We start from the raw sequence: 24,447 nt of genomic DNA, 5'->3' as shown, positions 1-24,447 counted from the left end.
TCCGCAACGGGTTTCGATGAGCGCTCATAACGAAGAGAGTTCGACATTGATAGGGGAGGAACCGACGGACGATGAGTTGGCCGCAGGCGAAGCCACCGTGCTGGAAGCCGGCGCCGATGCCGCCGGCCAGCGCCTCGACCAGTGGCTTGCCGCCAAGCTCGGTCCGGAGCTCTCGCGCAGCCGCGTGCAGGCGCTGATCAAGCAAGGCGCGGTCTCCATCGCCGGCAGGAAGGTGCTGGAAGCCAAGCGCAAGCTGACGGTCGGTGAGACGATCGAGATCCTGGTGCCCGCTCCGGAGCCGGCAGAGCCGCAGGGCGAGGACATTTCCCTCGACATTCTTTACGAGGACGACGAGCTGATCGTCATCAACAAGCCGGCGGGACTGGTCGTCCATCCCGGCGCCGGCAACTGGACCGGCACGCTGGTCAACGCGCTGATCCATCACTGCGGCGACAGCCTGTCCGGCATTGGCGGCGTCAGGCGTCCTGGCATCGTCCATCGCCTCGACAAGGAAACCAGCGGCGTCATGGTCGTGGCCAAGACCGACCGCGCCCACAAGGCGCTGTCGGAAGCCTTTGCCGATCATGGCCGCACCGGCGACCTCGAGCGCGCCTATCTGGCGCTGGTCTGGGGCATCCCGCAACGGCCGACCGGCACCATCGAGGCTGCCTTGGGTCGCGCCGCCGACCGCGTCCGCCGCGCGGTGGTGCCTGAAAGCCGCGGCGACGCCCGCCATGCCGTCACCCATTTCAGCGTCGTCGAACGTTTCGGCGAAGGACAGCAGGCTTTCGCCACGGCAAGCCTGGTCGAATGCCGGCTGGAGACGGGCCGGACCCACCAGATCCGCGTCCACATGGCCCATATCGGGCACCCCGTGATCGGCGACCCGGATTACGGGCAGGCCTTCCGCACCAAGGCCAACCGGCTGCCCGAGCCCTTGAAAACCAAGGTCAAAGCCTTTCCCCGGCAGGCCCTGCATGCCTGGCTCCTTGAATTCCGGCATCCGACCACCCATCTAACGATGAGGTTCGAAGCGCCGATACCGGGAGATATGGAGGAACTCGTCGGCGACTTCCGAAAACTCTGAACCGACCCGCCACGAACAAGCTGCAAACCAGCCATCAAAAAACCTGACCGGCGTTGTTCACTTTAGCGTGACAGACTGTTTAGCGTTGAACAAATGCCTGTCTTTTCTGGTTTTGTTCCTATATACACAGGTTGTCGCGGATGAGCCTTTGGCATCCGTGACGAATGCCCGCCGCGTTTCGGGGGCATCCACTCCAAAGAGAGAGGGGCGCTATCATGGCCCAATCATTACCCAGTATCGTTTCCGGTGAAGGCGGTCTCGCCCGTTACCTGGAAGAAATCCGCCGCTTTCCGATGCTTCAGCCGCAGGAAGAGTACATGCTCGCAAAGCGTTATGCCGAGCATCAGGACACTACGGCTGCCCACAAGCTCGTCACCAGCCATTTGCGGCTCGTCGCCAAGATCGCCATGGGCTATCGCGGCTACGGCCTGCCGATCGGCGAGGTGATCTCGGAAGGCAATGTCGGCCTCATGCAGGCCGTGAAGAAATTCGAACCGGAGCGTGGTTTCCGGCTCGCCACCTATGCCATGTGGTGGATCAAGGCCTCGATCCAGGAATACATCCTGCGCTCGTGGAGCCTGGTCAAGATGGGCACCACCGCCAATCAGAAGCGTCTGTTCTTCAACCTGCGCAAGGTGAAGGGCAAGATCCAGGCGCTCGACGATGGCGACTTGAAGCCCGAGCAGATCGCCGAGATCGCCACTCGCCTCAACGTTTCCGAGGCCGAAGTGGTGTCGATGAACCGCCGCCTTTCGGGCGACGCTTCGCTCAACGCCCCGATCCGGGCGAGCGAAGGCGAGTCCGGCGAATGGCAGGACTGGCTGGTCGACGATCACGAGAGCCAGGAAGAGATGCTCATCGAGCAGGACGAGTTGGAAAACCGGCGCACCATGCTGTCGGGCGCCCTGTCGGTGCTCAACGACCGCGAGCGGCGCATCTTCGAGGCGCGTCGCCTGGCCGAAGAGCCGCTGACGCTGGAAGAACTCTCGGCCGAGTTCGACATCAGCCGCGAGCGCGTGCGCCAGATCGAGGTGCGCGCCTTCGAAAAGGTGCAGGACGCGGTCAAGGCGGCCGCCAAGCGCCAGACCCAGGCGCTGCGGACCATCGAGGCGCAGCCGGCGGCGTAAAGCCACCCGCGCACTGAGCAGCAAAACGGCGGCGCCAGAATCTGGCGCCGCCGTTTTTTTGGCGAAAGCGGTCGCGCGCCCCTTTCTCCCCGTCACTATACGGGGAGAAATGACCGGCAGGGCAATGAGGGGCAGCGTCGAGGCTGCGAGGTTATCGTTCAGGCAACAATCGCTTCACAGGCCGGCGCGCTTATCTTCGAGCGCCGCCCCTCATCCGCCCTTCGGGCACCTTCTCCCCGTGGAACGGGGAGAAGGAAAGGCTCAGGCCGTCGGCTGCTTGGTCTTCCTGAGGTACGGCAGCACCGTCTCATACGCGCCGAAACGCTTGATCGCGTCCTCGTTGGAGACGGCGGCGGTGATGATGACGTCGTCGCCCTGCTTCCAGTTGGCCGGCGTCGCCACCTGGTGCTTGGCCGTCAGCTGGATGGAATCGATGACGCGCAGGATCTCGTCGAAGTTGCGGCCCGTGGTCATCGGATAGGTCAGCGCCAGCTTGATCTTCTTGTCCGGGCCGATGACATAGACCGAGCGCACGGTGGCGTTGTCGGCCGGCGTGCGGCCCTCGGAGGTCTCGCCGGCGCCTGCCGGCAACATTTCATAAAGTTTGGCGACCTTGAGGTCCTTATCGCCGATCAGCGGATAGTTCACCGTCTGGCCGGTGGCGGTCTTGATGTCAGCCTGCCACTTCTCGTGACTCGATACCGGATCGACCGAGATGCCGATGATCTTGACGTTGCGCTTTTTGAACTCGCCTTCGAGGCCGGCCATGGTGCCGAGCTCGGTGGTGCAGACCGGCGTGAAATTCTTCGGATGGCTGAACAGCACCGCCCAGCCGTCGCCGATCCAGTCGTGGAATTTGATGGTGCCCTGCGTGGTTTCGGCCGTGAAATCCGGCGCGACATCGTTGATACGAAGACTCATGACCTATCCCTACCCTTTTTTATGAAACGATGGCCGGCGTGGCCGGCAAGCATTCTAAGCTACCACCATCGCGGCATCGGTCAAACGCCAGGAGCCATAACCTAGCTCGCTGCAGCCAAATATTTTTTTGGCGAGCACGGCGACGTTCGGCAGGATTTTTTCCGCTTTTGCGAGAGGGTGGGCCGCTCAGGCTTTCCTTATCGCGAGCGTCGCCGTGAGGTCTTCCATGCGCTGCGCGAGCGCGCCGAGCGCGGTCGTGAGCACGCTGTCGCTCTTGTCGGCCTTGGTCAGCGCCTCGTCGCGCGTCTTGCGCAAGGTCAGCACTTCGCTCTCCATGCCTTTGACACGCTTGGTGAGCTCCGAGAGCTCGTCCATCACCATGATGCCGGCCATGACGGTCAGCCGCTGATCGCCGATCTCGCCGAAGGAATCCTTCAGGTGCGAGACATAGCGGTCGAAGCGCTCGGCAAGGTCGATCAGATGCTCTTCCTGGCCTTCGTCGCAGGCCATGCGATACTGTTTGCCGTCGATGGAAACCGTGACCTGTGCCATTGCCTTACCTGTCCAGGACCGCGCGGATGGTTTCCATGGCGGTCACCAGCCGCCGCGACACTTCCTTGTTGGCGTCCTCCAGCCGCTCGGCGCGCGCTTCCGAATTGTCGAGCTCCTGCGCCAGGCGCGAACGATCCGCGTTCATGCGCTGCACCTCGGCCTCGGCTTCCGAATAATCGCGCTCATGCTCGAGCTTCGCCGCCACGGCGTTTTCCAGCCCTTCCATGGCCTTGCCCAGCCTGGCGATGACTTCCTTGAGGGTCGTTTCCCCGGTCATGGCTTCGTCCTATGCCCTGCCCATCACCGAATCGCACGCGTTCAGAATGCGTTACCTGGGAAAGATTAGGCGCCGGGTGAAGGGCGCGTCAACAAAGCTCTCGCGACTGTCCCCCGCTATCGCTAATGTAGGCGCCGGGTGCCATCACAAGCCCGGCAAAATCCATCCCGATTTGTTGACTAAAAGACCGCGCCTGCTATGTGTCGCGGCATCCTTTTCCAAGGGTTCTCCCCAGGCTCCAACTCACTTCCGGAGGAAGCATGACCTCGCGTGAACAACATGATCGGATGGCCAACGCGATCCGTTTCCTTTCCATGGACGCCGTCGAGAAGGCGAACTCCGGTCACCCAGGCCTGCCCATGGGCTGCGCCGACATCGCCACGGTGCTGTTCAGCCGCTTCCTGAAATTCGACGCCAAGGCGCCGCACTGGGCCGACCGCGACCGCTTCATTCTGTCGGCCGGCCACGGCTCGATGCTGCTCTATTCGCTCCTCTACCTCACCGGCTATGAGGACATGACGATCGACCAGATCAAGAATTTCCGCCAGCTCGGCTCCAAAACCGCCGGCCATCCCGAATACGGCCATGCCGCCGGGATCGAGACCACCACCGGCCCGCTCGGCCAGGGCCTCGCCAATTCGGTCGGCTTCGCGCTCGGCGAGCGCATCATGAACGCCGCCTTCGGCAACGACCTCGTCAACCACTATACCTATGTGCTGGCCGGCGACGGATGCCTGATGGAAGGCGTCTCCCAGGAAGCCATTGCACTGGCCGGGCATCTGAAGCTCAACAAGCTGATCGTCTTCTGGGATAACAACAACATCTCGATCGACGGTCCGGTGTCGCTCGCCGACAACACCGACCAGGTCGCCCGCTTCCAGGCCAGCGGCTGGAACGCCAGCCACATCGACGGCACCGATCCGGAAGCGATCGCCTATGCCATCGAGGCAGCGCGCCATTCCGACAAGCCGACGATGATCGCCTGCAAGACCACCATCGGCTTCGGCGCCCCGACCAAGGCCGGCACCAACAAGGCGCATGGCTCGCCGCTGGGCGCCGAGGAAATCGCCGGCGCGCGCAAATTCTTCAACTGGGACTCGCCGCCCTTCGAGATTCCGGCCGACATCCTCGACGCATGGCGGACCGTCGGCACGGGCGGCGCCAAGGCCCGCGCCGACTGGGAAGGCCGCCTGGCGAAGGCCGAGCCGAAGCTCAAGGCCGAGTTCGAGCGCCGCCTCGCCGGCAAGCTGCCCTCCAACTTCGACGCCGTCATCGCCGACTACAAGAAGCAGCTGTCGGCCGACAAGCCGAAGGTCGCCACCCGCAAGTCGTCGGAGATGGCGCTGGAAGTCATCAACGGCGCAGTGCCGGAAACCATCGGCGGCTCGGCCGACCTCACCGGCTCCAACAACACCAAGACCAGCCAGACCAAGAACATCACGCCCGACGATTACGGCCAGCGCTATGTCCATTACGGCATTCGCGAGCACGGCATGGCGGCGGCGATCAACGGCCTGACCCTGCATGGCGGCCTGATCGCTTATGGCGGCACCTTCCTGTGCTTCTCCGACTACGCCCGCCCGTCGATGCGTCTTGCCTCGCTGATGGGCATCCGCTCGATCTTCGTCATGACGCATGATTCGATCGGTCTCGGCGAGGACGGCCCGACCCACCAGCCGGTCGAGCATCTGGCGGCGCTGCGCGCCATCCCCAACCACAATGTCTTCCGCCCGGCCGATGCGGTCGAAACCGCAGAATGCTGGCAGATTGCGCTGGAATCCGAAAAGACGCCCTCGACGCTGGCGCTGACCCGCCAGAACCTGCCGACCGTGCGCACGGAGCACTCGGCAACGAACCTCTCCAGCCAGGGCGCCTATGAGCTGGCCGCCGCCGGCGGCGAGGCCGTGGTGACGATCTTCGCCACCGGCTCCGAGGTCGAGATCGCGCTTGGCGCGCGCGACCTGCTGGAAAAGCACGGCCATCCGACCCGCGTCGTCTCTGTGCCCTGCTTCGAGCTGTTCGACCAGCAGAGCGAAGACTATCGCGCCAAGACGATCGGCAACGCCAAGGTGAAGGTCGCGATCGAAGCCGGCATCCGCCAGGGCTGGGATCACCTGATCGGCACCGACGGCATTTTCGTCGGCATGCACGGTTTTGGCGCCTCCGGCTCGATCGAGCAGCTCTATCCGCATTTCGGCATTACCGCCGAAGCTGCCGCCAAGGCGGTCGAAGCCCGGCTACACGGCAACTAAGAATTGGCTCAGCCCGGCAACGTCGGTTGACGCTTTGCCGGGCTGGACCAACCTAATCGATTTAAATGCGACCTTCTGCGGCTGGATTCTTGCGCCTTCCGCCGTTATGACACTGCGGACCCATCCGCCCCAAGGGAGAGAACAATGACCGTCAGAGTTGCCATCAACGGATTTGGCCGCATCGGCCGCAACATCCTGCGCGCCATCCATGAATCCGGCCGCAAGGACATCGACGTGGTCGCCGTCAACGACCTCGGCCCGGTCGAGACCAACGCGCACCTGTTGCGCTATGATAGCGTGCATGGCCGCTTCCCGCATGAGGTGACCGTCGACGGCGACCAGATCTCGGTCGGCAAGGAGAAGTTCAAGGTCACCGCGATCAAGGATCCGACCCAGCTGCCCTGGAAGGAGCTCGGTGTCGATATCGCGCTCGAATGTACCGGCATCTTCACCGCCCGCGACAAGGCCGCCGCGCATCTCACCGCCGGCGCCAAGCGCGTGCTCGTCTCGGCCCCGGCCGAAGGCGCCGACCTCACCGTCGTCTACGGCATCAACCACGACAAGCTGACCAAGGACCACATCGTCATCTCGAACGCGTCCTGCACCACCAACTGCCTGGCGCCGCTGGCGGCCGTGCTGCACGAGACCGTCGGTATCGAGAAGGGCATGATGACGACGATCCACTCCTACACCGGCGACCAGCCGACGCTGGACACCATGCACAAGGATCTCTACCGCGCCCGCGCCGCGGCGCTGTCGCAGATCCCGACCTCGACGGGCGCCGCCAAGGCGATCGGCCTTGTGCTGCCCGAGCTCAAGGGCAAGCTCGACGGCATTTCGATCCGCGTGCCGACCCCGAACGTTTCGGTTGTCGACTTCAAGTTCATCGCCAAGCGCTCGACCTCCGCGCAGGAGATCAACGAAGCGGTCATCGCCGCGTCCAATGGCAAGCTGAAGGGCGTTCTGTCGGTCACCCATCACCCGAACGTGTCGATCGACTTCAACCACGACCCGCATTCCTCGATCGTGGCGCTCGACCAGACCAAGGTGATGGACGGCAACTTCGTCTCGGTGCTGTCCTGGTACGACAACGAATGGGGCTTCTCGAACCGAATGGGCGACACCGCCGTCGCCTTCGGCAAGACCATCGGCTGATCGCTCGTCAATTTACAGTTCAAAACGCCCGGCTTCGGCCGGGCGTTTTCGTTTAAGTCTCGGCGGATCAGCGCACCATGGTGACTAGCCGGAACACCAATCGCGTCGTCATTCCAGAATCCGCGGCTGAGCTTCGCTCCTGCTTCGCCCTGGAATGACGAAGTTTGGAAGCATTGAACCCAAAAAACATCCTGTTGCCTTGCACTGGTCATGTCTTCGCCCCACTCTCCCGTAAAGCCACAAACAGAGGGATTTGGAGGGGCAACAGCGGATGGAGCATGCGATCTATCTCGTGACGCTGGTCGGCACGGCGCTCATTGTCGCCGCCGCGTTTTCGAGCCTGATCGCCTTCCGCTTCGGCGCTCCGTTGCTGCTGCTCTTCCTCTGCATCGGGCTTGCCACCGGCGTCGACGGCCTCGGCATCGAATTCGACAATGCGCGGCTGGCTTATTTTGCCGGCTCACTGGCTTTGGCCGTGATCCTGTTCGATTCCGGTTTCGGCACGCCGCTCAACGCGCTCAGGCAAGCAGCCGGGCCGGCGCTGTCGCTGGCCACGATCGGCGTTATCCTGACCACAGCCATCTTCAGCGCCGCCGCTTCCTATGTTCTCAAGCTCAGCTGGCTGGAATCCTCCCTGCTTGGCGCTGCCGTCGCCTCCACCGACGCGGCCGCCGTCTTCTTCCTGCTGCGCGCCGGCGAGATCCATCTGCGCGAGCGCGTGCGCGCGACGCTCGAGGTGGAATCCGGCACCAACGACCCGATCGCCATCTTCCTCACCATCACCCTGGTCGAGATCATCGCCGCGCATGCCAACCCGGAAGCCAACGTGCTGGCCACCAACCTTTTGCTCGGCTTCCTCGCCAATATGGGGCTAGGCGCCATCATCGGCGTGCTCGGCGGCTTTGCCATCGTGCGTCTGGTCGAGCGGCTGAATCTCGATCACGGCCTGCTGCCCATCTTCGTGCTGACGCTATCGCTGATGGTGTTCGCGGCAGCCGGCGCCGTCGGCGGCTCGGGTTTCCTCGCCGTCTATCTTGCCGGGCTGATCGCCGGCAATTCCGACATACGCGCCGTCACCATCCTGAAGCGTTTCCAGGACGGCATGTCGTGGCTGGCGCAGATCATCATGTTCCTGATCCTCGGCCTGTTCGCCACACCCTCGCAATTCCCCGAAATCCTAGTGCCGGCGACCCTGCTCGGCCTGTTCCTGATCTTCGTCGCCCGCCCGGTCGCGGTCTGGCTCTGCCTGATCCCGTTCCGGCTGCCGCGTCCCGAGGTCGCCTTCGTCTCCTGGGTCGGCCTGCGCGGCGCGGTCTCGATCCTGCTCGCCATCACGCCGCTGCTCGGCGGCATCGAGCACGGCCGGCTGATCTTCAACGCCGCCTTCATCATCGTGCTGGTGTCGCTGGTGGTGCAGGGCTGGACGGTCGGTCCGCTGGCGCGCCGCCTTGGGCTGATCGTGCCGGCTCGTCTTGGGCCGCTGGACAAGGTGGAGCTCGAATTGCCGGGCTCGGCACATCATGAATTGCTCGCCTATCGCGTAGCACCCGGCAGTCCGGTGGCGCGAGGCGAGCGCATCCCGCGCTGGGCGAGGCCCTCGCTGGTGCTGCGCGACGGCCGCTCGATGCGCTTCCAGGACATGGGCCGGCTGGCGGCCGGCGATCAGGTCTACATCTTCGTACCGGACCGCTACCCGCGCCTGCTCGACAAGCTTTTTGCCAGCCGCGCCGTGGTCGATCCTGAGGATGCCGACTTCTTCGGCGCCTTTGCCGTCGATCCGGCCCGCTCGGCCGCGGAGCTGGAGGCCGCCTATGCCCCCGGCCTGTCCGAGGCCGAGCAGAAGCTCACCGTTGCAGCGCTCGTTACCGAGCGGCTCGGCGGCCGTGCCGAATATGCCGACCGTGTGATGATCGGACCGATCGAGCTGATCGTGCGCGATGTCGATGAGAAAGGCAGGATCACCGGCCTCGGCCTGTCCTTCGAGCCGACCGCGCCGGTCGCGCGCGTGCCGGTGTTCATGAGCGCCGGCGAGATCGGCGACCGCATCGCAGCGCTGATCCGCAGCTGGCGCAGGCCGGCGGCGAAGCAGGCAGCCGACGACGTGCCGGTCGACACCGTGGCGCCCGCACCGGACGGGCAAAAGGCAACCGGCGAAGGCTGATGTCTCACGGCGACATCATTTTTGCGCGCGCGCCATTGACGCGGCCCTTGCATCGTCTTCCGCGCCGAGTAAGGTCGCCGCGTTTTCGCTAGAGCAATTTCAGGAAAAGTGCGGGCGGTTTTCCGTCCGGATTGCGTCAAGGCACCAGGAAGGAACGACCATGGCCGGCTTCAAGACACTCGATGATATCGGCGCCGTCAGCGGCAAGCGCGTCCTGGTGCGCGTCGACCTCAACGTTCCCGTCGCCGACGGCAAGGTGACCGACGCCACTCGCATCGAGCGCATCGGCCCGACCATCGCCGAGCTCTCGAAAAAGGGCGCCAAGGTCATCCTGCTTGCGCATTTCGGCCGCCCCAAGGACGGCCCGTCGGACGAATTCTCGCTGGAGCCGATCGCCAGGGCCACGGCTGACGTTCTCGGCCGCCCGGTCGGTTTCGCCGCCGACTGCATCGGCGCCAAGGCCGCGGACGCCGTCGCGGCGATGAAGGACGGCGACGTCCTGCTGCTCGAGAACACCCGCTTCCACAAGGCGGAGGAGAAGAACGAACCGGCCTTCACCGAACAGCTCGCCGCCAATGGCGACATCTATGTCAACGACGCCTTTTCGGCCGCGCACCGCGCGCATGCTTCGACCGAGGGTCTGGCGCATCATTTGCCGGCCTATGCCGGCCGCACCATGCAGGCCGAGCTCGACGCGCTGGAAAAGGGCCTCGGCGATCCGGTACGGCCGGTGGTGGCCATCGTCGGCGGCGCCAAGGTCTCGACCAAGATCGACCTGTTGATGAACCTGGTGAAGAAGGTCGATGCGCTGGTGATCGGCGGCGGCATGGCCAATACCTTCCTTGCCGCGCGCGGCACCGATGTCGGCAAATCGCTCTGCGAGCATGACCTCGCCGGCACCGCCAAGCAGATCATGATCGAGGCGGCGGAAGCCGGCTGCGCCATCATCCTGCCTGCCGATGGCGTCGTGGCCAAGGAATTCAAGGCGGGCGCCGCCAGCGAGACCGTCGCCATCTCGGACGTGCCGTCCGACGGCATGATCCTCGATGTCGGTGCAAAGACCGTGCAGAGCGTCAACGACTGGATCGACCGCGCCGCGACGCTGGTCTGGAACGGGCCGCTCGGCGCCTTCGAGATCGAGCCCTTCGACCGCGCCACGGTGGCGGCGGCAAAGCATGCCGCGGACCGCACCAAGGCGGGCAAGCTGGTCTCGGTGGCCGGCGGCGGCGACACCGTGGCCGCGCTCAACCATGCTGGTGTCGCCGACGACTTCACCTATGTCTCGACCGCCGGCGGCGCGTTCCTCGAATGGATGGAAGGCAAGCCGCTGCCCGGCGTCGAGGTGCTGAAGCGGTAAACAGTCCGAGACCAGGCAAAGCCCGCGCGGCTTTCAATCGATTCTAGCTTTCCGGCGTCATTCCTTTGGCGGTAGTGTTCTGCTAGCGCGGAATAAACGCAGCGTAGGAGAGCACCCATGAGCGAACGTCTCGAAGATATCGCCGCCGCGATGGTGAGCGGCGGCAAGGGCCTGTTGGCCGCCGATGAGAGCTCCGGCACCATCAAGAAGCGTTTTGACGTCATCGGCGTCGAATCCACGGCCGATAACCGGCGCGACTATCGCGAGATGATGTTCCGGTCCAGGGAGGCGATGTCAAAATACATCTCCGGCGTCATTCTCTACGACGAGACCATTCGCCAGAAGGCCGCCGACGGCACGCCGCTCGTCGACATCATCAAGGCGTCCGGCGCCATTCCCGGCATCAAGGTCGATCTCGGCGCCAAGCCTCTCGCCGGCTTTCCCGGCGACACCATCACCGAGGGCCTGGACGGGCTGCGCGAGCGGCTCGCCGACTATTACAAGCTCGGCGCCCGCTTCGCCAAATGGCGCGCGGTGATCGACATCGACACCAGCAAGGGCGTGCCCTCGGCCAATTCGATCGCCTCGAACACCCACGCGCTGGCCCGCTACGCCGCGCTCTGCCAGGAAGCCGGCATCGTGCCGATCGTCGAGCCGGAAGTGCTGATGGACGGGGCGCATTCGATCGACACCTGCTACGACGTCTCCAAGGCGACGCTGGTCAAGCTGTATGACGAACTCTACGCGGCGCGCGTCATCCTGGAAGGGTCGATCCTGAAGCCGAACATGGTCATCTCCGGCAAGAAGTCCGGCAAGACCGACAGCCCGGAGGAAATCGCCGAAAAGACGATAAAGCTGTTCCGCGAGGTGGTGCCGTCGGCAGTGCCAGGCATTGCCTTCCTCTCCGGCGGCCAGGAGGACGAGGAGGCGACCGCCAACCTCAATGCCATCAACGCCATCGGCCCGCATCCTTGGAAACTGACCTTCTCCTATGGCCGCGCGCTGCAGGCCGCGCCGCAGAAGGCATGGAGCGGCAAGGCCTCGAATGTTGCCGCCGGCCAGGCTGCCTTCACTCACCGGGCCCATATGAACCATCTGGCGGCGCTCGGAAAATGGCAGCCGGCGCTGGAAAAGGCCGCCTGACGCCATCTCTGAGCAGTGCATAAAACCCGGGCCGGCAGCCCGGGTTTTTGCTTTTTGCGAGCCGCGTTCCCACTTGTCAGGCGCCGACCGCTATCGACCATGTCGGATCGCGCCGATGTCGAACGTCCTTGGCAGGAGAGGACAGGAGATGGTCATGCATCGCAATGCCGTGGTTTCGCGCGAAGACTGGTTCGAAGCGCATCGCAAGCATCTCGAGCGCGAGAAGGAGCTGACAAAATTCCGCGAGCTTATCGCCGCGGAGCGGCGGCAACTGCCCTGGTTCAAACTGCGCAAGGATTATGTTTTCGAGAGCGAAGCGGGGCCGAAGCATCTTGCCGAACTGTTCGCCGGCAAGAGCCAGCTCATCGTCTATCATTTCATGATGGCCCCGGGTTCCGACCACCGCTGCGAGGGCTGCTCGTTCCTCGCCGACCATATCGACGGCGCCAACCGGCACCTGAAGCATCATGACGTCTCGCTGGTTGTCGTCTCGCGTGCGCCGCTGCTCGAAATCCTGCCTTACAAGCAGCGCATGGGCTGGAAGTTCGACTGGGTGTCGTCCTATGCGTCCGATTTCAACTTCGACCTGCAGGTCTCCTTCACCGACAGGCAGATCGCGGCGGGCGAAACCACCTACAACTTCGAGAAGCGCCCGCTGCGGTCGAAAGACCTGCCCGGCACCAGCATCTTCTATCGCAACGAGTGCGGCGACATCTTCCTCACCTTCATGTCGCGCGCCCGCGGCGGCGATGCGCTGATCGGCGCCTACCACTATCTCGACATGACGCCGAAGGGCCGCGGCGAGACGGGTCCCTATCACAACCTGATGGACTGGGTGCGCCTGCATGACGAATATCGGGACAAAGACAAGGATCGGTCGGACTGCTGCGCGTGAACGGCAGGACGCGCCACTCGCGGGCGGTCCCACGAACAGGCCTATACCCAGTGTCCAAGCACCGCCGCCAGCGAGATCGCGGCCATCGCAAGCAGCGCCAGCTTCCAAAAATCGCTGCGCCGCTTCAGCCCCGGCCAGCCCAGCGGCTTGATGACCTGGATCAGCATGATGCCGCAGATGACAAGGGCGAGCAGTTTCGTCATGCCGCCTTTGACCAGCATCGATGGCGACTGTCAAAGCTGTTCTCGAGCGCACCCTCGGGCGGAGCATTCCTGACAGAAATAGGGCCTATTCGAACGCTGCGAGCGGCACCGCACCGTCTTTCTCCGCACCCTGCCAACTTCCTGACAGACTGCTGTCAGGAGGGGTGTGAGATACTCTTCCCATCCAAAAGAGAGGAGTGAGGTCATGAACGGTTTTACAATTCTGCGTAGTGTGCAGCATTATGTCGGCAGAATCCGCACCGTGCGCAACGAGATTCGCACCCAGCGTTTCCTGAACACCTTGCCGGCGGACATCCGCAAGGACATCGGCTGGCCGGACCTTTACCAGGGCCGCGTACGCGAAAACTGAAATTTCGCTGCCGCGACTTGGATTGTGGCGGCAGCGCGCCCAGATGTAATGGCGGCCAGCGATGTTGAGTTCAGGGAAGAAGCCTTTGTTTGCCGGTAGCTTCGCCGCAGCCTCCTGACAGTATGTTGTCAGGAGGCATGCGGTAATTGGAGCGGCTTCGATCCTGACAGCAACGAACATGGTTCGACGATCCGGAGTAATCCGCAATGGTGAGAAGCTGGAACGACAAGCTGGAACGCACCGGGCGTCAACCACATCAAGCCGTCGCCGCGACTGTCCTTCGGTGCGAAATTCATTGCCGCGCAGCGCAAGCGCGAAGGGCTTATGCCATAATCCTCGGGGGATCTAGCGATGCGTCGTGCTGACAGGCTTTTCCAGATCGTGCAGCATTTGCGGGGCGGCCGGCTGGTCACCGCGCAGAAGCTTGGCGCATGGCTCGAGGTTTCAGAACGCACCATTTACCGCGACATAGCCGACCTGCAGTCGACCGGCGTGCCGATCGATGGCGAAGCGGGCGTCGGCTACATGATGCGGGAGGGATTCGATCTTCCCCCGCTGATGTTCACACGTGACGAGATCGTGGCGCTGGTTGCCGGCGCCCGCATGGTGCGCGCCTTCGGCGGCGCTACGATGGCGAGGGCCGCCGACGAGGCGCTGGTCAAGATCGGCGCCGTGCTGCCCGACACCGAGAAGGACCGCATCGCCCGCACCGAGATCCACACGCCGATGTGGGTGGTGAGCGACGCCGCGCGGGAAGCGATCGACCTGATCGAGCGCGCCATCGAGAAGCGCCAGGTGCTGACCATCGACTATTCCGACGAAGCCGGCCGCGGCACCGCGCGCGACATCAGGCCGTTGGGGCTGTGGTTCTGGGGCAAGGTCTGGACACTGGTCGCCTGGTGCGAGATGCGCGACGATTTCCGCGCCTTCCGCATCGATCGCATCGCCTCGGTCGTCATTGCCGGCCGCATCTTCAAGCCGGAACGGGGCAAGCAGCTCGCCGATTTCTACCGCGCCGTCGAGCGCTCAGAGGATTACGGCATGGCCCCCGACCGCGCCGCGCGGACGTGACTTGCGCTTTTCTCCTTCTCCCCTTGTGGGAGAAGGTGGCCGCGAAGCGGCCGGATGAGGGGTGTTCCAGGGAACGCCGACGTCTCACTCCGCTGGAACACCCCTCATCCGTCTCGGCGCTATCGCGCCGATCCACCTTCTCCCACAAGGGGAGAAGGTAAGAGCGCTCATTCCTCGTCTTCGTCCTTGTTCTTCGACTTGAGCGCCGAAAGCTTGGCGAAGACGGCGTTTGCATCGAGCTCCTGGTCCTCGTCCTTCGGCTTCTCCGGCGCCGGCACCAGCCGTTCGGTGAGCGCGGCGGGCAGCAGCGTGTCGCCGACAGGCTGCGCCGGCTCGCGGCCGCGCGAGGCGCGGTTGACTTCGAGGTCCAGGTCGATCTGCGAGGTGAGGCCGAGCGTCACCGGATCCATCGGCTGCAGATTGGCCGAGTTCCAGTGCTTGCGCTCGCGGATCTGCTCGATCGTCGACTTGGTGGTGCCTACGAGACGGGCAATCTGCGCATCCTTGAGCTCGGGATGGTTGCGCACCAGCCACAAGATGGCGTTCGGCCGGTCCTGGCGCTTCGACAGCGGCGTGTAGCGCGGGCCTTTGCGCTTCGATTCCGGCACCCGCACCTTCGGCTCCGACAACTTCAGCCGGTAGTTGATGTCCTTCTCGCCGCGCGCGATCTCGTCGCGCGTCAACTGGCCGGTGATGATCGGGTCCATGCCCTTGATGCCCTGGGCCGACTCGCCGTCGGCGATCGCCTTGACCTCCAGCGGATGCAGCCCGCAGAACTGCGCGATCTGCTCGAAGGAAAGCGCGGTGTTGTCGACCAGCCAGACGGCGGTCGCCTTGGGCATCAGCAGCGAATTGGCCATATCAAAAATCCTTCTCGTTCGCCCGCGTTCCCGCGCGGGCGGTGGTTTTAGAGCCACCAAAATGGGAAATTCGCGGCCTGTATAAACGCTCCCTCCAATTTTCGCAATGTTTTTGGGAAGGGCCGATTCAAGGCCCTAAAAAGACAAAACCCGCTGGACGAGGTCCAGCGGGCTTGGAACCGGAAACAAAGCAAGCGTCTCGACGGCTCTGGCTTGCATGTCGCAGCCCGACCGCGAGGCCGGGCTGCGTCTGATTACACCGCCTGGCGGGCGATACGCTCGATGTCGGCCCGGTTGATGCCGAGGTCGCTCAGCTGGCGGGCATTGAGCTTGTTCAATTCGCGCACGGTCTCGTTGTACATGCGCCACTTACGGAAAGCACTGATCGGGTTCATGATGGTTCTCCAGTCGTTTGGTCAAATCGTTTGATGCCGCGTAAATAGGCACTCCTGCCCACAAATTGAACGGACGCTTTTGCATGGCCGCAATGCGTTTTGTGCAATGCAGCATTAAGGTTTCGTTCAGCTTGGAACCGGACACGCGCCGACGCCAAGATGGGTCGAGATTCAGGTCAGGCCGAGTCGAAAATGGTGGACTTCGAGAACCGGAGCGGAGCGTACTTTAGTACGTGAGGCACCGGAAGCGCAGAAGCCCGGCATTTGCAGGCCGGCCTCACCTGAATAACGACCCATCCTACTCCACGTCGAGGACGATCTTGCCGATATGCTCGCCCTCTTCCATCCGCTCGTGCGCCCGCCAGGCTTCGGTCAGCGGAAAGATCATGTCCATCACAGGAGCCACCTTGCGCGTGCCGAGCAGTGGCCACACCTGGGCCTCGAGCGCGGCTGCGATCGCCGCCTTGAACTCGACGGTACGCGGGCGAAGCGTCGAGCCGGTATGGGTCAGCCGCTTCACCATGATCTTGGAGAAGTCGGCGCTGGCCACGGCCCCGGCCTGCACCGCGATCTGTACGATGCGCCCTTCGACGGCCGCCGCATCGTAATTGCGCCCGACATAATCGCCGCCGACCATGTCGAGGATGACGTCGGCACCCTTGCCATCGGTCGCATCCTTCACGGCGGCGGCGAAATCCTCCGCGCGGTAGTTGACTGCCCGGTCGGCGCCGAGCTTCAGGCAGGCGTCGCATTTCTCCTTGCTGCCCGCGGTGGTGATCACATGGGCGCCGAAGGCCGAGGCGAGCTGGATGGCGGTGGTGCCGATGCCGGACGAACCGCCATGGACAAGCAGCGTCTCGCCTTTCTTGAGGCCGCCGCGCTCGAATACATTGTGCCAGACGGTGAAGTAGTTTTCCGGAACCGCGGCGGCTTCCGAATGCGTGAAACCCGCCGGCAGCGGCAGCACGCTGCCGGTATGAACCTTGACATATTCGGCATAGCCGCCGCCCGGCGTCAGCGCGCAGACCCGGTCGCCGATGCGCCAGCGCGATATCTCGTCGCCGAGCGCCGCGATTTCGCCCGACGCTTCGAGGCCCGGCAAGTCGGATGCACCGGGCGGCGGCGGATAGGCGCCCTTGCGCTGCTGGACGTCCGGCCGGTTGACGCCGGCCGCGTGCACCCGGATCAGCACTTCGCCGGGGCCGGGCACCGGCACGTCGCGCGTTTCCGGCTTGAGCACCTTTGGCCCACCCGGTTGCGAGATCGCGATGGCCGTCATCTTCGCCGGAATCTTCTGTCCGTCTGCCATGATATCGTGTTCTCCCTGTATCCCGGTCTATCGCCGCCCGTTTGCATCGGCGCCGCTGCCTGGAGCAGTTCGGGCGCTTGAAGAAGCGCCAACCTGCTCCAACTCTTTGTTCCTACGCTATTCCGGACGGAAAACCGCTACGCACTTTTCCCGGAATTGCTCTATGTATGCCGATTGCCAAATCAGGCAAATGGCCGAGTAAGAGAGGAGCGACGGATGGCGATCTTCGACGACGAACCCAGGAAAAAGCAGCGCCCGCACGAGATCGGCCAGGACCTGTCTTTGCTGTCCGTCGACGAATTGTCCGAGCGCATCGCATTGCTGCGCGACGAGATCGCCAGGCTGGAAGCCGAGCGCACCGCCAAGGGCGCCACCAAATCCGCCGCCGAGTCGCTGTTCCGCCGCGGATAAATTGTTCGGCGTGCTCTCTCGCCGCCGAAAAGCCCGAATACATCTGTCTTCAGGCCCTGCGTCTCGAACCCGGATCAAGCGATGTTTGCAACCTACAGACCGATCCTCTCGCTGCTGCGCGGCACCGCGTTCCTGCTCGCCGCATCCGGCCTGCACGGGCTGCTCCTGCCGCTGCGCGGTCAGGTGGAAGGCTTTTCGACCGCATCGCTCGGCCTGATGGGCACGGCCTGGGCCGGCGGCTTCGTCGCCGGCTGCTTCTTCGCGCCGCGCCTCGTGCGCCGCGCCGGCCATGTCAGGGCTTTCGGCGCCTTCGCCGCGTCAGGCGCGATCATCGCGCTGCTCACCGGCCTCATCATCGACGAATATTTCTGGATCCTTTTGCGCGCCTTCACCGGCTTCACCATGGCCGGGGCCTTCATGGTGATCGAGAGCTGGCTGAACGAGAAGGCCACCAACGAGAACCGCGGCACCGTCTTCGGCCTCTATATGATGGTCACCTATGCCTCGATCATGGGCGGCCAGATGATCGTCGCCGGCGGCGATGTTCGGTCGGCCTCGCTGTTCATGATCACCGGCATCCTGTTTTGCCTGTCGCTCATTCCGACGGCCGTGTCGACGCAGTCGCATCCCAAGCCCCTGCAGGACGTCAAGCTCGACGTCAAAGGCCTTTACGCCAACTCGCCGGTGTCGGCGGTGGCCTGCCTCCTGATCGGCATCGCCAATGGTGCCTGGGGCACGCTAGGCGCCGTCTATGGCGCGCGCGTCGGCATATCGACCGCCGAGATCGCGCTGATGATGAGCCTGGTCGTCATTTCCGGTGCCGCCATGCAGCTACCGGCCGGGCGGCTGTCGGATACAACCGACCGGCGCTTCGTGCTGGCCGGCGCAGCCTTCGGCGCCGCCCTGGTCGCGATGCTGATCTTCCTGATCGCGCCGCGTTCGGGCGTTTTCATCATCGTGATGACCGCCGCCTATGGCGCCTTCGCCTATACGCTCTACTCGATCGCCGTCGCTCATGCCAACGACCACGCCCGCTCCGAGGACTTCGTCAAGGTTTCGGGCGGTCTGCTCTTGCTCTACGGCTTTGGCACGATGATCGGCCCGCTTTTGGCCGCGGCCTTGATGGGCTCGGTGCGTCCGGAGGGGCTTTTCCTGGCAACCGCGCTCGCGCATCTCAGCCTCGCCGGCTACACGCTGCTGCGCATCCGCGCCCGCGCGCCGGTGCCGATCGAAGACCGCGATGCCTTCAAGACGCAGCCCGCAGACCGCGCGGTCACGCCCGAGGCCACGCGGCTCGATCCGCGCAGAAAGGTTGAAACCGATAGTTGAGATTCGCGAGACTTTGCCTCACAAATAAAGGCATGATGTTTTCTGACGCCTTTGTGGCGATAGCCGATCCCAACCGGCGCTATCTCTTGGAAGAACTCCGGCGCGGCCCAAAGACGGTGAACGAATTGGCCGCCGGATTGCCCGTCTCACGCCCGGCGGTTTCCCAGCATCTGAAGGTCCTGCTCGACGCCGGCCTGGTCAACGCCAAGCCCGAAGGCACGAGGCGCGTCTATACCGTCAGCAGCGCCGGCTTCCTCAGGCTCAATATCTGGCTCGACCAATTCTGGGAAACGGCGCCTGGGGAATAGTCTTTGGCGTTTGATGCATGTCGCTCGGAAGTGTGCAGCGGTTCTGAGACAACGACAGGCGTCAAGACCCAAAGCGCGATGCGCTTTGGCCGGAGCCCTCAGCTCCCAGTGCCGTCCCGAGCGCGACGAGCAATTCGCCGGTGCCGTGCTCGCGGGTGGCCGGTGAGTCGATGCCGTCGAAAAAGGCGCCCTGCTCCGTCAAGATGAGCCGCGTTCCCTTGCCTTCGGCGATGAGCTCGATCGTCGCAAGCGACACGGAGACTCGGGTTTCGCCGAACAGAAGCTCATAGCTGTAGACGATGCGCCGGTTGGGCACGATATCGTGATAGATCGCGTTGTAGAAATGCATCTGTCCGTCGCTGGGACAGCCGGCATTCACTTCCTTGCCGCCGACCCGAAAATCCATCTCATGCCGGCTGGGCATGGGGTTGTCGGGGTCAAAGAACCAGCGCTTCTTCGCCGTCGGATCGCTCAGCGCGAAATAGACCTTCTCCGGCGCCGCCGGATAGACGCGCTCGATGACGAAGGTGGAATGGACGACGGATCGTTCGCTCATGACGGGACCCTTCAGGTTTCATCTTTCGTTTCAGCGAGGAAATCGCCGAGGCGGTCGAGCCGACGCTCCCAGGCAAGCAGCCGCTCGTTGATCCAGTGCTCGGCGGCCCGAAGCGCCTGCGGCTCGATCCGGCAGGTCCGCACCCGGCCAAGCTTTTCGGTCCGCACCAGGCCGCTTGCCTCAAGCACGTTGAGATGCTGGACGACGGCCGACAACGACATCGCTAACGGTTCAGCAAGCTGGCTGACCGAAGCCGGTCCGCGCGACAGACGGTCCACCATCTGCCGCCGCGCCGGGTCGGCGAGCGCCTGGAACATCAGGTCGAGCTGGGCGGGATCGTGGAGCATCTCGCTCTAGCCGTTATTGTACGGAAAGAGCTTGAAGTAAGGTCCCGCTTCCTCGATCACCCGGGCGAAGGACGGGCGCGCGAGCAGCCGGTCGTGGTAGCGTTTCAAGGCCGGGAATTTTTCGCCGAAGGGCTCGACCTTGTTGGCGTAGAACAGCGCCGGCGAGGCGGCGCAGTCGGCCATGGTGAAGCTTTCGCCTACGGCCCAGGTCCTTGCCGCCATCTCCTCGTCGACAATGGCGTAGGAGTTGCGCAGCTGCGCGCGGGCCTCCTCGACCCCGAACGGATCGGTCTTGTCCGTCGGCCGCAGCCTGTCGCCGACGATCTTCTGCATCGGATGCTGCACGTAGAAATCGTAGAAGCGGTCTGCCTGGCGGACCTGCAGGGCGAGATCGATATCGGCGGGAATGAGCTCGACCGGCCCGGGGTAATGCGCGGCGAGATATTCGACGACGATGGTCGATTCCAGCACCGTGCGGTCCCGCGCATCGTCACGCAGCGCCGGCATCTTGCCGGTCGGCGACACTTTCAGGAATGCGGCGCGGGAAGCCTCGTCGCCGAGGTCGACAATGACCGGCTCGAATGGCGTGTCGTTCTCGTAAAGCGCGATTAGCGGCTTCCAGCAGAACGAGGCCAGCGGGTGGAAATGCAGCGTCAGGGACATTCCGGCTCTCTTTCGCATTCGGATAATCGATACTGAAGTAACTACTTCACTATTGTCGCGGACGGCTCGAGTCAAGCCGGCGTCTTGCCGGCGCTAGCCGTGTGCGGCGATGGCCTCGATGATCTGCGACCAGTCGTTGCGATGCAGTTCGTGGCCGCCCCCTTCGACCTTGACCAGCTTTGCGCCGAGAACCGCCTTGGCGAGCGCCTCGCCATGTTCGATCGGGAAGAGCGGATCGGCGGTGCCGTGGATGACGAGCAACGGCACGCGAAGATCCCGCACCGTGCGTTGCGGGCCTCCGCCTTTGAGCAGGAAATGATTGGTCGCGCTGACCAGCCCGCCGGAACGGCCGTAATCCTCCTCGATCATCTTGCGCGTCTGCCCCTCGTCCAACGGATGGCGAGTGCTGGCAATGGCACGGGCGTCCTTGACCATGAAGTCGATCACCTGCTCCCGCTTCGACCAGTCGACATTGCCGCCTTCGGCCGAGTGCTGCTTGTAGGCTTCGGTCGTTCCGGGCAGGGCGGACGTATCGACGCCGAGCGGCGAACAGGAGATCACGGTGAGCGCGCTGACGCGTTCGGGATATTTCAGCGCCACGCTCTGCGCGAGCATGCCGCCCATCGACATGCCGGCGACATGCGCCTTGGTGACGCCATGGTCGTCGAGCACGCGCATGGCGTCGTCCACCATGTCCTCGAATGTGTAGGACGGCGCGCCCGGCGGAAATTTGGTCGATAGGCCCGTGTCGCGGTTGTCGTAGCGGATGACGAAGCGGCCGCGCCCGGCAAGCTGCCGGCAGAAGGCTTCCGGCCACCACAGCATCGAAGCCATGGCGCCCATGATCAATAGGATCGGCGGATCTTTCGGACTGCCGAAGCTTTCCGAAATGATGTCGGGAAGCTGCGCCGCGTTAGTCATCTGCTCCTCCTATCCGATTGCAATTTGCAATCAGTTGCACGATAATCAAACCGATATCATAATGCAACTGGTTTTTCTGGAGAGTGCCATGAGCATCGACCGTCGGTCCGGCTGCCCGATCAATCTGTCGCTCGAAGTCTTTGGCGACCGCTGGAGCCTGATCATCCTGCGCGACATGATCTTTGGCGGCCGGCGCCATTTTCGCGAGTTGCTCAACGGCTCGCTGGAAGGCATCGCCTCCAACATCCTGGCCGACCGGCTGAAACGGCTGATGGAGCTTGGCCTGCTGACCAAGGCCGACGACCCCAGCCACAAGCAGAAGGCGATCTACAGCCTGACCGAGATGGCGATCACCCTGGTGCCCATCATGGCGCAGCTCGGCGCCTGGGGACGCGTCTGGCTGCCGGTCACGGAAGAATTGTCGATCCGAGCCGAGCTGCTCGAAAAGGGCGGCCCGCCGCTATGGGACCAATTCATGGACGAACTGCGTCACGAGCATCTGGGCGCGCCATCCAAGACGCCGCCGGGCACGCCAACCGTGCGCCAGCAACTGCGCGCTGCCTACGAGGAAGTGGTCGCGCGAAAGGCTGAGGCGGTTGCAGGTTGAGGCGGGGCGAAGAAACTTCGTCATTCCAGGGCGAAGCAGGAGCGAAGCTCCGTCGCGGAGACCCTGGAATCCATGCCGTTACCTTGGCCAGGCAATGCAGCGGAGCAGAATTCTGCACCGCGGCAACGCTTCGAAGTCACGGAATGGATTCTATGGTCTGCGCGCGTCGCTTCGCTCCTTGCTCCGCCATAGAATGACGACGCGATCAATGTGCTTCGCCAATCGCGAAGTCATGCAAATTAAAAATTCTATGCGTCAGTTCAAATTGATATCCCGGCTGGCCGACCGCATCGACACCGAGAAGCCGGCCAGAACGTCGAACAGCGCGATGACCATCAGCGTGAAGAACACCGAATGCGCCGCGCCTTTCACCAGCAGGAATTCGACCAGGAAGGCGATGAAGACCAGCGTCGACAAAAGGTGATCGAGGATCGAGGCATTGGTCGTGCGCACTGATTTCGAGATCTCGACGAACAGGAAGATCAGCCCGATCAGCACCATCAGGTCGCCCAGCGTCATCGAGAACACGCCGCCCGACATCATGCGGAAGGAGAACATCTCGGTCGTCCAGGGATCGTCGCCGCCGCCGAACAATCCCAGCAGGCCGAGATTGTAGAGGACGAAGGGCACGATCAGCAGCGGGATGGCACCGAACATCTGGGCGACTCCATGGGCACCCTTTTGTAAAATCCGCGGCAGGCGCGCCGTCAAGGCTTTTCGCCGGCGGCGGCGAACACGCTCTAAGACCTAATGAAATAACAATGTCAGCCGGTTGTCCGGCTTTTCTGCAGCCTGCGAGGCCCAGGCCTCCATCAACCAAGGGCCGCACGCAAAAAGACCGGCCAGAGGCCGGTCTTTTGAAACGTCACGAACCGCGGAAGCTTCTCAGCTTTCCTTCGGCTCAAGAACCTGGCGGCCGCGATACATGCCGGTCTTCAGGTCGATGTGATGCGGGCGGCGCATTTCGCCGGAATTCTTGTCCTCGACATAGGTCGGGGCCTTGAGCGCGTCGGCCGAGCGGCGCATGCCGCGCTTCGACGGAGAGGTTTTTCTTTTTGGAACGGCCATGGATATGCTCCACTACATGGTCAAAATGCCCCGGCAACCCTCGCGAAAGGGCCGCATCGAGGCCATAATCTGAGAAAGTCGGGTGCCTATACACGCCTTGCGCCGTTTTGGCCAGCGCCGGCGCGAATTTTTTTGCCGCAGGAGGACAGGAACTAGTGTGTCGAGATTCAAGTCAGGCCGAGCGGAGAACGGTGGCCACCGAGAACCGGAGCGGAGCGTACTTAAAGTACGTGAGCACCGGAAGCGCAGGTAGCCGCCGTTCGCAGGCCGGGCTCACTTGAATATCGATGTACCTAGTCAAGGCAGCCGACATAGGCGCCTGACCTGCTCGCGCGCCGCTCGATCAGCGATGCCAGCCGCCGCAGGCCCGGCCCCGGCCTGGCGGGATTGCGCGCGATCGGGTTGGGCAGGCTGACGGCAAGTAGCGCCGCCTGCCGGCGCGACAATTGCTTGGCAGAAACGCCGAAATGATGTCGAGCGGCGGCCTCGATGCCGTAGATGCCCGGCCCCCATTCGGCGATGTTGAGATAGATTTCCATGATCCGCCGCTTCGACATCAAAGCATCGAAATAGACGGCCAGGGGCAGCTCGACCACCTTGCGCACGCTGCCCAATGGGCGCGACCACAGAAAAAGGTTCTTCACCGTCTGCATGGTGATGGTGGAGGCGCCGCGCGTCGCCTCGCCGGCCAGCGCGTCGTCGACCACGCCGCGCAACTCGCCCAGATCGACGCCGCGATGAAAGCAGAACTGCCCGTCCTCCGACATGATCACCGAATGCGCCAGCACCGGCGCCACGTCATCGATCGACACCCAGCGCCGGTCGTAGCCGGAAAAAGTCACGAGGTCCTTCAGCATCAGCGTCGAGACCGGATGCACGAAAGGTGGCAGATAAAGGAAGGTGAGCACGACCGGTATGATTGCCAGCACGAGCGCCACGACCAGGCAACGCCGGCCAAGCCGCTTGAGACCGGCGCGGTTCAGGCGCCGACGTCGCGCCATGTCCAGCCCTTCGCTTTCATATTCGACGATCGGTTCCGTCAAGCCGTCCACCCGTGCCTCGCCTCCTCCGGCATAAAGGCGCGAGCCTGCTTGCGCAATGT

The 24,447-nt window shown here is 63.5% G+C and carries 28 protein-coding genes; 14 read left to right on the top strand and 14 right to left on the bottom strand.

Annotation, left to right across the window (positions count from 1 at the left end):
• Positions 1-16 precede the first annotated feature (16 nt).
• Both LB525_RS17875 and rpoH read left to right on the top strand, forming a co-directional pair.
• Complete coding sequence (locus LB525_RS17875) at positions 17-1,087, top strand: RluA family pseudouridine synthase (protein WP_224545585.1); 1,071 nt, start codon at positions 17-19, stop codon at positions 1,085-1,087.
• 215 nt (positions 1,088-1,302) lie between these two features.
• Positions 1,303-2,214 (top strand): RNA polymerase sigma factor RpoH, encoded by a 912-nt coding sequence (gene rpoH, locus LB525_RS17870; RefSeq protein ID WP_095767360.1) that lies wholly within the window; start codon positions 1,303-1,305, stop codon positions 2,212-2,214.
• A gap of 261 nt (positions 2,215-2,475) precedes the next feature.
• On the opposite strand, the gene LB525_RS17865 is transcribed toward rpoH, so the two are convergent.
• The 3 genes from LB525_RS17865 to LB525_RS17855 all read right to left on the bottom strand — a co-directional run bounded on the left by LB525_RS17865 (position 2,476) and on the right by LB525_RS17855 (position 3,964).
• Complete coding sequence (locus LB525_RS17865; RefSeq protein ID WP_140847021.1) at positions 2,476-3,135, bottom strand: peroxiredoxin; 660 nt, start codon at positions 3,133-3,135, stop codon at positions 2,476-2,478.
• 186 nt (positions 3,136-3,321) lie between these two features.
• Positions 3,322-3,687, bottom strand: a complete 366-nt coding sequence (locus tag LB525_RS17860) for a cell division protein ZapA (protein ID WP_095767358.1) — start codon at positions 3,685-3,687, stop codon at positions 3,322-3,324.
• Positions 3,688-3,691: 4 nt separating this feature from the next.
• Positions 3,692-3,964: a DUF4164 domain-containing protein gene (locus LB525_RS17855; RefSeq protein ID WP_023763725.1), complete on the bottom strand. Its 273-nt coding sequence runs from the start codon at positions 3,962-3,964 to the stop codon at positions 3,692-3,694.
• A 260-nt stretch (positions 3,965-4,224) separates the two neighbouring features.
• Between LB525_RS17855 and tkt the strand changes: the two genes are divergently transcribed.
• The 6 genes from tkt (at position 4,225) to LB525_RS17825 (ending at position 12,927) form a co-directional block, all read left to right on the top strand.
• Positions 4,225-6,216, top strand: a complete 1,992-nt coding sequence (gene tkt / locus LB525_RS17850; RefSeq protein WP_224545584.1) for a transketolase — start codon at positions 4,225-4,227, stop codon at positions 6,214-6,216.
• Positions 6,217-6,360: 144 nt separating this feature from the next.
• Entirely contained in the window at positions 6,361-7,371 is a 1,011-nt protein-coding gene (gap, locus tag LB525_RS17845; protein ID WP_095767356.1) for a type I glyceraldehyde-3-phosphate dehydrogenase, read from the top strand.
• Between the two features lie 271 nt (positions 7,372-7,642).
• Positions 7,643-9,532, top strand: coding sequence for a potassium/proton antiporter (locus LB525_RS17840; protein WP_224545583.1), 1,890 nt, complete (start codon positions 7,643-7,645; stop codon positions 9,530-9,532).
• A 160-nt stretch (positions 9,533-9,692) separates the two neighbouring features.
• Entirely contained in the window at positions 9,693-10,889 is a 1,197-nt protein-coding gene (locus tag LB525_RS17835) for a phosphoglycerate kinase (RefSeq protein ID WP_224545582.1), read from the top strand.
• 117 nt (positions 10,890-11,006) lie between these two features.
• Positions 11,007-12,032, top strand: a complete 1,026-nt coding sequence (locus tag LB525_RS17830; protein ID WP_224545581.1) for a class I fructose-bisphosphate aldolase — start codon at positions 11,007-11,009, stop codon at positions 12,030-12,032.
• A gap of 154 nt (positions 12,033-12,186) precedes the next feature.
• Complete coding sequence (locus LB525_RS17825; RefSeq protein ID WP_224545580.1) at positions 12,187-12,927, top strand: DUF899 domain-containing protein; 741 nt, start codon at positions 12,187-12,189, stop codon at positions 12,925-12,927.
• Positions 12,928-12,968: 41 nt separating this feature from the next.
• On the opposite strand, the gene LB525_RS17820 is transcribed toward LB525_RS17825, so the two are convergent.
• Positions 12,969-13,130 carry a hypothetical protein gene (locus LB525_RS17820; protein ID WP_095767546.1) on the bottom strand — a complete coding sequence of 54 codons (162 nt, stop codon included), beginning with the start codon at positions 13,128-13,130 and terminating at the stop codon, positions 12,969-12,971.
• A gap of 205 nt (positions 13,131-13,335) precedes the next feature.
• Between LB525_RS17820 and LB525_RS17815 the strand changes: the two genes are divergently transcribed.
• Both LB525_RS17815 and LB525_RS17810 read left to right on the top strand, forming a co-directional pair.
• Positions 13,336-13,500, top strand: a complete 165-nt coding sequence (locus tag LB525_RS17815) for a hypothetical protein (RefSeq protein ID WP_095767353.1) — start codon at positions 13,336-13,338, stop codon at positions 13,498-13,500.
• Between the two features lie 351 nt (positions 13,501-13,851).
• Positions 13,852-14,571, top strand: coding sequence for a helix-turn-helix transcriptional regulator (locus tag LB525_RS17810; RefSeq protein ID WP_095767352.1), 720 nt, complete (start codon positions 13,852-13,854; stop codon positions 14,569-14,571).
• 167 nt (positions 14,572-14,738) lie between these two features.
• On the opposite strand, the gene LB525_RS17805 is transcribed toward LB525_RS17810, so the two are convergent.
• The 3 genes from LB525_RS17805 to LB525_RS17795 form a co-directional block, all read right to left on the bottom strand.
• The gene (locus LB525_RS17805; RefSeq protein ID WP_224545579.1) at positions 14,739-15,431 is read right to left on the bottom strand and encodes a DUF1013 domain-containing protein; all 693 of its coding nucleotides are present in this window, start codon (positions 15,429-15,431) and stop codon (positions 14,739-14,741) included.
• 254 nt (positions 15,432-15,685) lie between these two features.
• Complete coding sequence (locus LB525_RS17800; protein WP_095767350.1) at positions 15,686-15,826, bottom strand: DUF1127 domain-containing protein; 141 nt, start codon at positions 15,824-15,826, stop codon at positions 15,686-15,688.
• 298 nt (positions 15,827-16,124) lie between these two features.
• The gene (locus LB525_RS17795) at positions 16,125-17,135 is read right to left on the bottom strand and encodes an NAD(P)H-quinone oxidoreductase (protein ID WP_224545578.1); all 1,011 of its coding nucleotides are present in this window, start codon (positions 17,133-17,135) and stop codon (positions 16,125-16,127) included.
• A gap of 216 nt (positions 17,136-17,351) precedes the next feature.
• Between LB525_RS17795 and LB525_RS17790 the strand changes: the two genes are divergently transcribed.
• The 3 genes from LB525_RS17790 to LB525_RS17780 all read left to right on the top strand — a co-directional run bounded on the left by LB525_RS17790 (position 17,352) and on the right by LB525_RS17780 (position 19,183).
• Positions 17,352-17,546 (top strand): DUF1192 domain-containing protein, encoded by a 195-nt coding sequence (locus LB525_RS17790; RefSeq protein ID WP_095767348.1) that lies wholly within the window; start codon positions 17,352-17,354, stop codon positions 17,544-17,546.
• An 81-nt stretch (positions 17,547-17,627) separates the two neighbouring features.
• Positions 17,628-18,875: an MFS transporter gene (locus tag LB525_RS17785; protein WP_140841511.1), complete on the top strand. Its 1,248-nt coding sequence runs from the start codon at positions 17,628-17,630 to the stop codon at positions 18,873-18,875.
• A gap of 32 nt (positions 18,876-18,907) precedes the next feature.
• Positions 18,908-19,183: an ArsR/SmtB family transcription factor gene (locus LB525_RS17780; RefSeq protein WP_224545577.1), complete on the top strand. Its 276-nt coding sequence runs from the start codon at positions 18,908-18,910 to the stop codon at positions 19,181-19,183.
• A gap of 61 nt (positions 19,184-19,244) precedes the next feature.
• Here LB525_RS17780 and LB525_RS17775 read toward each other — a convergent pair whose 3' ends face one another.
• The 4 genes from LB525_RS17775 to LB525_RS17760 all read right to left on the bottom strand — a co-directional run bounded on the left by LB525_RS17775 (position 19,245) and on the right by LB525_RS17760 (position 21,670).
• On the bottom strand, positions 19,245-19,739 hold the full coding sequence (locus LB525_RS17775) for an SRPBCC family protein (RefSeq protein WP_224545576.1): 495 nt from the start codon (positions 19,737-19,739) through the stop codon (positions 19,245-19,247).
• A gap of 11 nt (positions 19,740-19,750) precedes the next feature.
• Positions 19,751-20,086, bottom strand: coding sequence for an ArsR/SmtB family transcription factor (locus LB525_RS17770; RefSeq protein ID WP_224545575.1), 336 nt, complete (start codon positions 20,084-20,086; stop codon positions 19,751-19,753).
• Between the two features lie 6 nt (positions 20,087-20,092).
• Positions 20,093-20,749 carry a glutathione S-transferase family protein gene (locus LB525_RS17765; RefSeq protein ID WP_140841517.1) on the bottom strand — a complete coding sequence of 219 codons (657 nt, stop codon included), beginning with the start codon at positions 20,747-20,749 and terminating at the stop codon, positions 20,093-20,095.
• Positions 20,750-20,842: 93 nt separating this feature from the next.
• On the bottom strand, positions 20,843-21,670 hold the full coding sequence (locus LB525_RS17760; protein ID WP_224545574.1) for an alpha/beta fold hydrolase: 828 nt from the start codon (positions 21,668-21,670) through the stop codon (positions 20,843-20,845).
• 88 nt (positions 21,671-21,758) lie between these two features.
• On the opposite strand from LB525_RS17760, the gene LB525_RS17755 reads away from it, so the two are divergent.
• The gene (locus tag LB525_RS17755) at positions 21,759-22,277 is read left to right on the top strand and encodes a winged helix-turn-helix transcriptional regulator (protein ID WP_224545573.1); all 519 of its coding nucleotides are present in this window, start codon (positions 21,759-21,761) and stop codon (positions 22,275-22,277) included.
• A gap of 255 nt (positions 22,278-22,532) precedes the next feature.
• Here LB525_RS17755 and LB525_RS17750 read toward each other — a convergent pair whose 3' ends face one another.
• From LB525_RS17750 to LB525_RS17740, 3 genes are all read right to left on the bottom strand, one after another.
• Positions 22,533-22,934, bottom strand: coding sequence for a hypothetical protein (locus tag LB525_RS17750; RefSeq protein ID WP_224545572.1), 402 nt, complete (start codon positions 22,932-22,934; stop codon positions 22,533-22,535).
• 228 nt (positions 22,935-23,162) lie between these two features.
• On the bottom strand, positions 23,163-23,345 hold the full coding sequence (gene rpmF / locus LB525_RS17745) for a 50S ribosomal protein L32 (RefSeq protein WP_006203806.1): 183 nt from the start codon (positions 23,343-23,345) through the stop codon (positions 23,163-23,165).
• Positions 23,346-23,638: 293 nt separating this feature from the next.
• Positions 23,639-24,397, bottom strand: coding sequence for a transglycosylase domain-containing protein (locus LB525_RS17740; protein ID WP_224545571.1), 759 nt, complete (start codon positions 24,395-24,397; stop codon positions 23,639-23,641).
• Between the last annotated feature and the right edge of the window lie 50 nt (positions 24,398-24,447).

Source organism: Mesorhizobium sp. CA16, assembly GCF_020165175.1.
In the GTDB taxonomy this organism is placed as follows: Bacteria; Pseudomonadota; Alphaproteobacteria; order Rhizobiales; family Rhizobiaceae; genus Mesorhizobium.
Note: the sequence above shows the minus strand (reverse complement) of the source record. Positions and strands in the feature narration are given on the sequence as shown.

Excerpts from the sequence above, each read along its gene's own strand:
- LB525_RS17875 (WP_224545585.1), top strand. The coding sequence starts at position 17 with ATGAGCGCTCATAACGAAGAGAGTTCGACATTGATAGGGGAGGAACCG.
- rpoH (WP_095767360.1), top strand. The coding sequence starts at position 1,303 with ATGGCCCAATCATTACCCAGTATCGTTTCCGGTGAAGGCGGTCTCGCC.
- LB525_RS17865 (WP_140847021.1), bottom strand. The coding sequence starts at position 3,135 with ATGAGTCTTCGTATCAACGATGTCGCGCCGGATTTCACGGCCGAAACC.
- LB525_RS17860 (WP_095767358.1), bottom strand. The coding sequence starts at position 3,687 with ATGGCACAGGTCACGGTTTCCATCGACGGCAAACAGTATCGCATGGCC.
- LB525_RS17855 (WP_023763725.1), bottom strand. The coding sequence starts at position 3,964 with ATGACCGGGGAAACGACCCTCAAGGAAGTCATCGCCAGGCTGGGCAAG.
- tkt (WP_224545584.1), top strand. The coding sequence starts at position 4,225 with ATGACCTCGCGTGAACAACATGATCGGATGGCCAACGCGATCCGTTTC.
- gap (WP_095767356.1), top strand. The coding sequence starts at position 6,361 with ATGACCGTCAGAGTTGCCATCAACGGATTTGGCCGCATCGGCCGCAAC.
- LB525_RS17840 (WP_224545583.1), top strand. The coding sequence starts at position 7,643 with ATGGAGCATGCGATCTATCTCGTGACGCTGGTCGGCACGGCGCTCATT.
- LB525_RS17835 (WP_224545582.1), top strand. The coding sequence starts at position 9,693 with ATGGCCGGCTTCAAGACACTCGATGATATCGGCGCCGTCAGCGGCAAG.
- LB525_RS17830 (WP_224545581.1), top strand. The coding sequence starts at position 11,007 with ATGAGCGAACGTCTCGAAGATATCGCCGCCGCGATGGTGAGCGGCGGC.
- LB525_RS17825 (WP_224545580.1), top strand. The coding sequence starts at position 12,187 with ATGCATCGCAATGCCGTGGTTTCGCGCGAAGACTGGTTCGAAGCGCAT.
- LB525_RS17820 (WP_095767546.1), bottom strand. The coding sequence starts at position 13,130 with ATGACGAAACTGCTCGCCCTTGTCATCTGCGGCATCATGCTGATCCAG.
- LB525_RS17815 (WP_095767353.1), top strand. The coding sequence starts at position 13,336 with ATGAACGGTTTTACAATTCTGCGTAGTGTGCAGCATTATGTCGGCAGA.
- LB525_RS17810 (WP_095767352.1), top strand. The coding sequence starts at position 13,852 with ATGCGTCGTGCTGACAGGCTTTTCCAGATCGTGCAGCATTTGCGGGGC.
- LB525_RS17805 (WP_224545579.1), bottom strand. The coding sequence starts at position 15,431 with ATGGCCAATTCGCTGCTGATGCCCAAGGCGACCGCCGTCTGGCTGGTC.
- LB525_RS17800 (WP_095767350.1), bottom strand. The coding sequence starts at position 15,826 with ATGAACCCGATCAGTGCTTTCCGTAAGTGGCGCATGTACAACGAGACC.
- LB525_RS17795 (WP_224545578.1), bottom strand. The coding sequence starts at position 17,135 with ATGGCAGACGGACAGAAGATTCCGGCGAAGATGACGGCCATCGCGATC.
- LB525_RS17790 (WP_095767348.1), top strand. The coding sequence starts at position 17,352 with ATGGCGATCTTCGACGACGAACCCAGGAAAAAGCAGCGCCCGCACGAG.
- LB525_RS17785 (WP_140841511.1), top strand. The coding sequence starts at position 17,628 with ATGTTTGCAACCTACAGACCGATCCTCTCGCTGCTGCGCGGCACCGCG.
- LB525_RS17780 (WP_224545577.1), top strand. The coding sequence starts at position 18,908 with ATGATGTTTTCTGACGCCTTTGTGGCGATAGCCGATCCCAACCGGCGC.
- LB525_RS17775 (WP_224545576.1), bottom strand. The coding sequence starts at position 19,739 with ATGAGCGAACGATCCGTCGTCCATTCCACCTTCGTCATCGAGCGCGTC.
- LB525_RS17770 (WP_224545575.1), bottom strand. The coding sequence starts at position 20,086 with ATGCTCCACGATCCCGCCCAGCTCGACCTGATGTTCCAGGCGCTCGCC.
- LB525_RS17765 (WP_140841517.1), bottom strand. The coding sequence starts at position 20,749 with ATGTCCCTGACGCTGCATTTCCACCCGCTGGCCTCGTTCTGCTGGAAG.
- LB525_RS17760 (WP_224545574.1), bottom strand. The coding sequence starts at position 21,670 with ATGACTAACGCGGCGCAGCTTCCCGACATCATTTCGGAAAGCTTCGGC.
- LB525_RS17755 (WP_224545573.1), top strand. The coding sequence starts at position 21,759 with ATGAGCATCGACCGTCGGTCCGGCTGCCCGATCAATCTGTCGCTCGAA.
- LB525_RS17750 (WP_224545572.1), bottom strand. The coding sequence starts at position 22,934 with ATGTTCGGTGCCATCCCGCTGCTGATCGTGCCCTTCGTCCTCTACAAT.
- rpmF (WP_006203806.1), bottom strand. The coding sequence starts at position 23,345 with ATGGCCGTTCCAAAAAGAAAAACCTCTCCGTCGAAGCGCGGCATGCGC.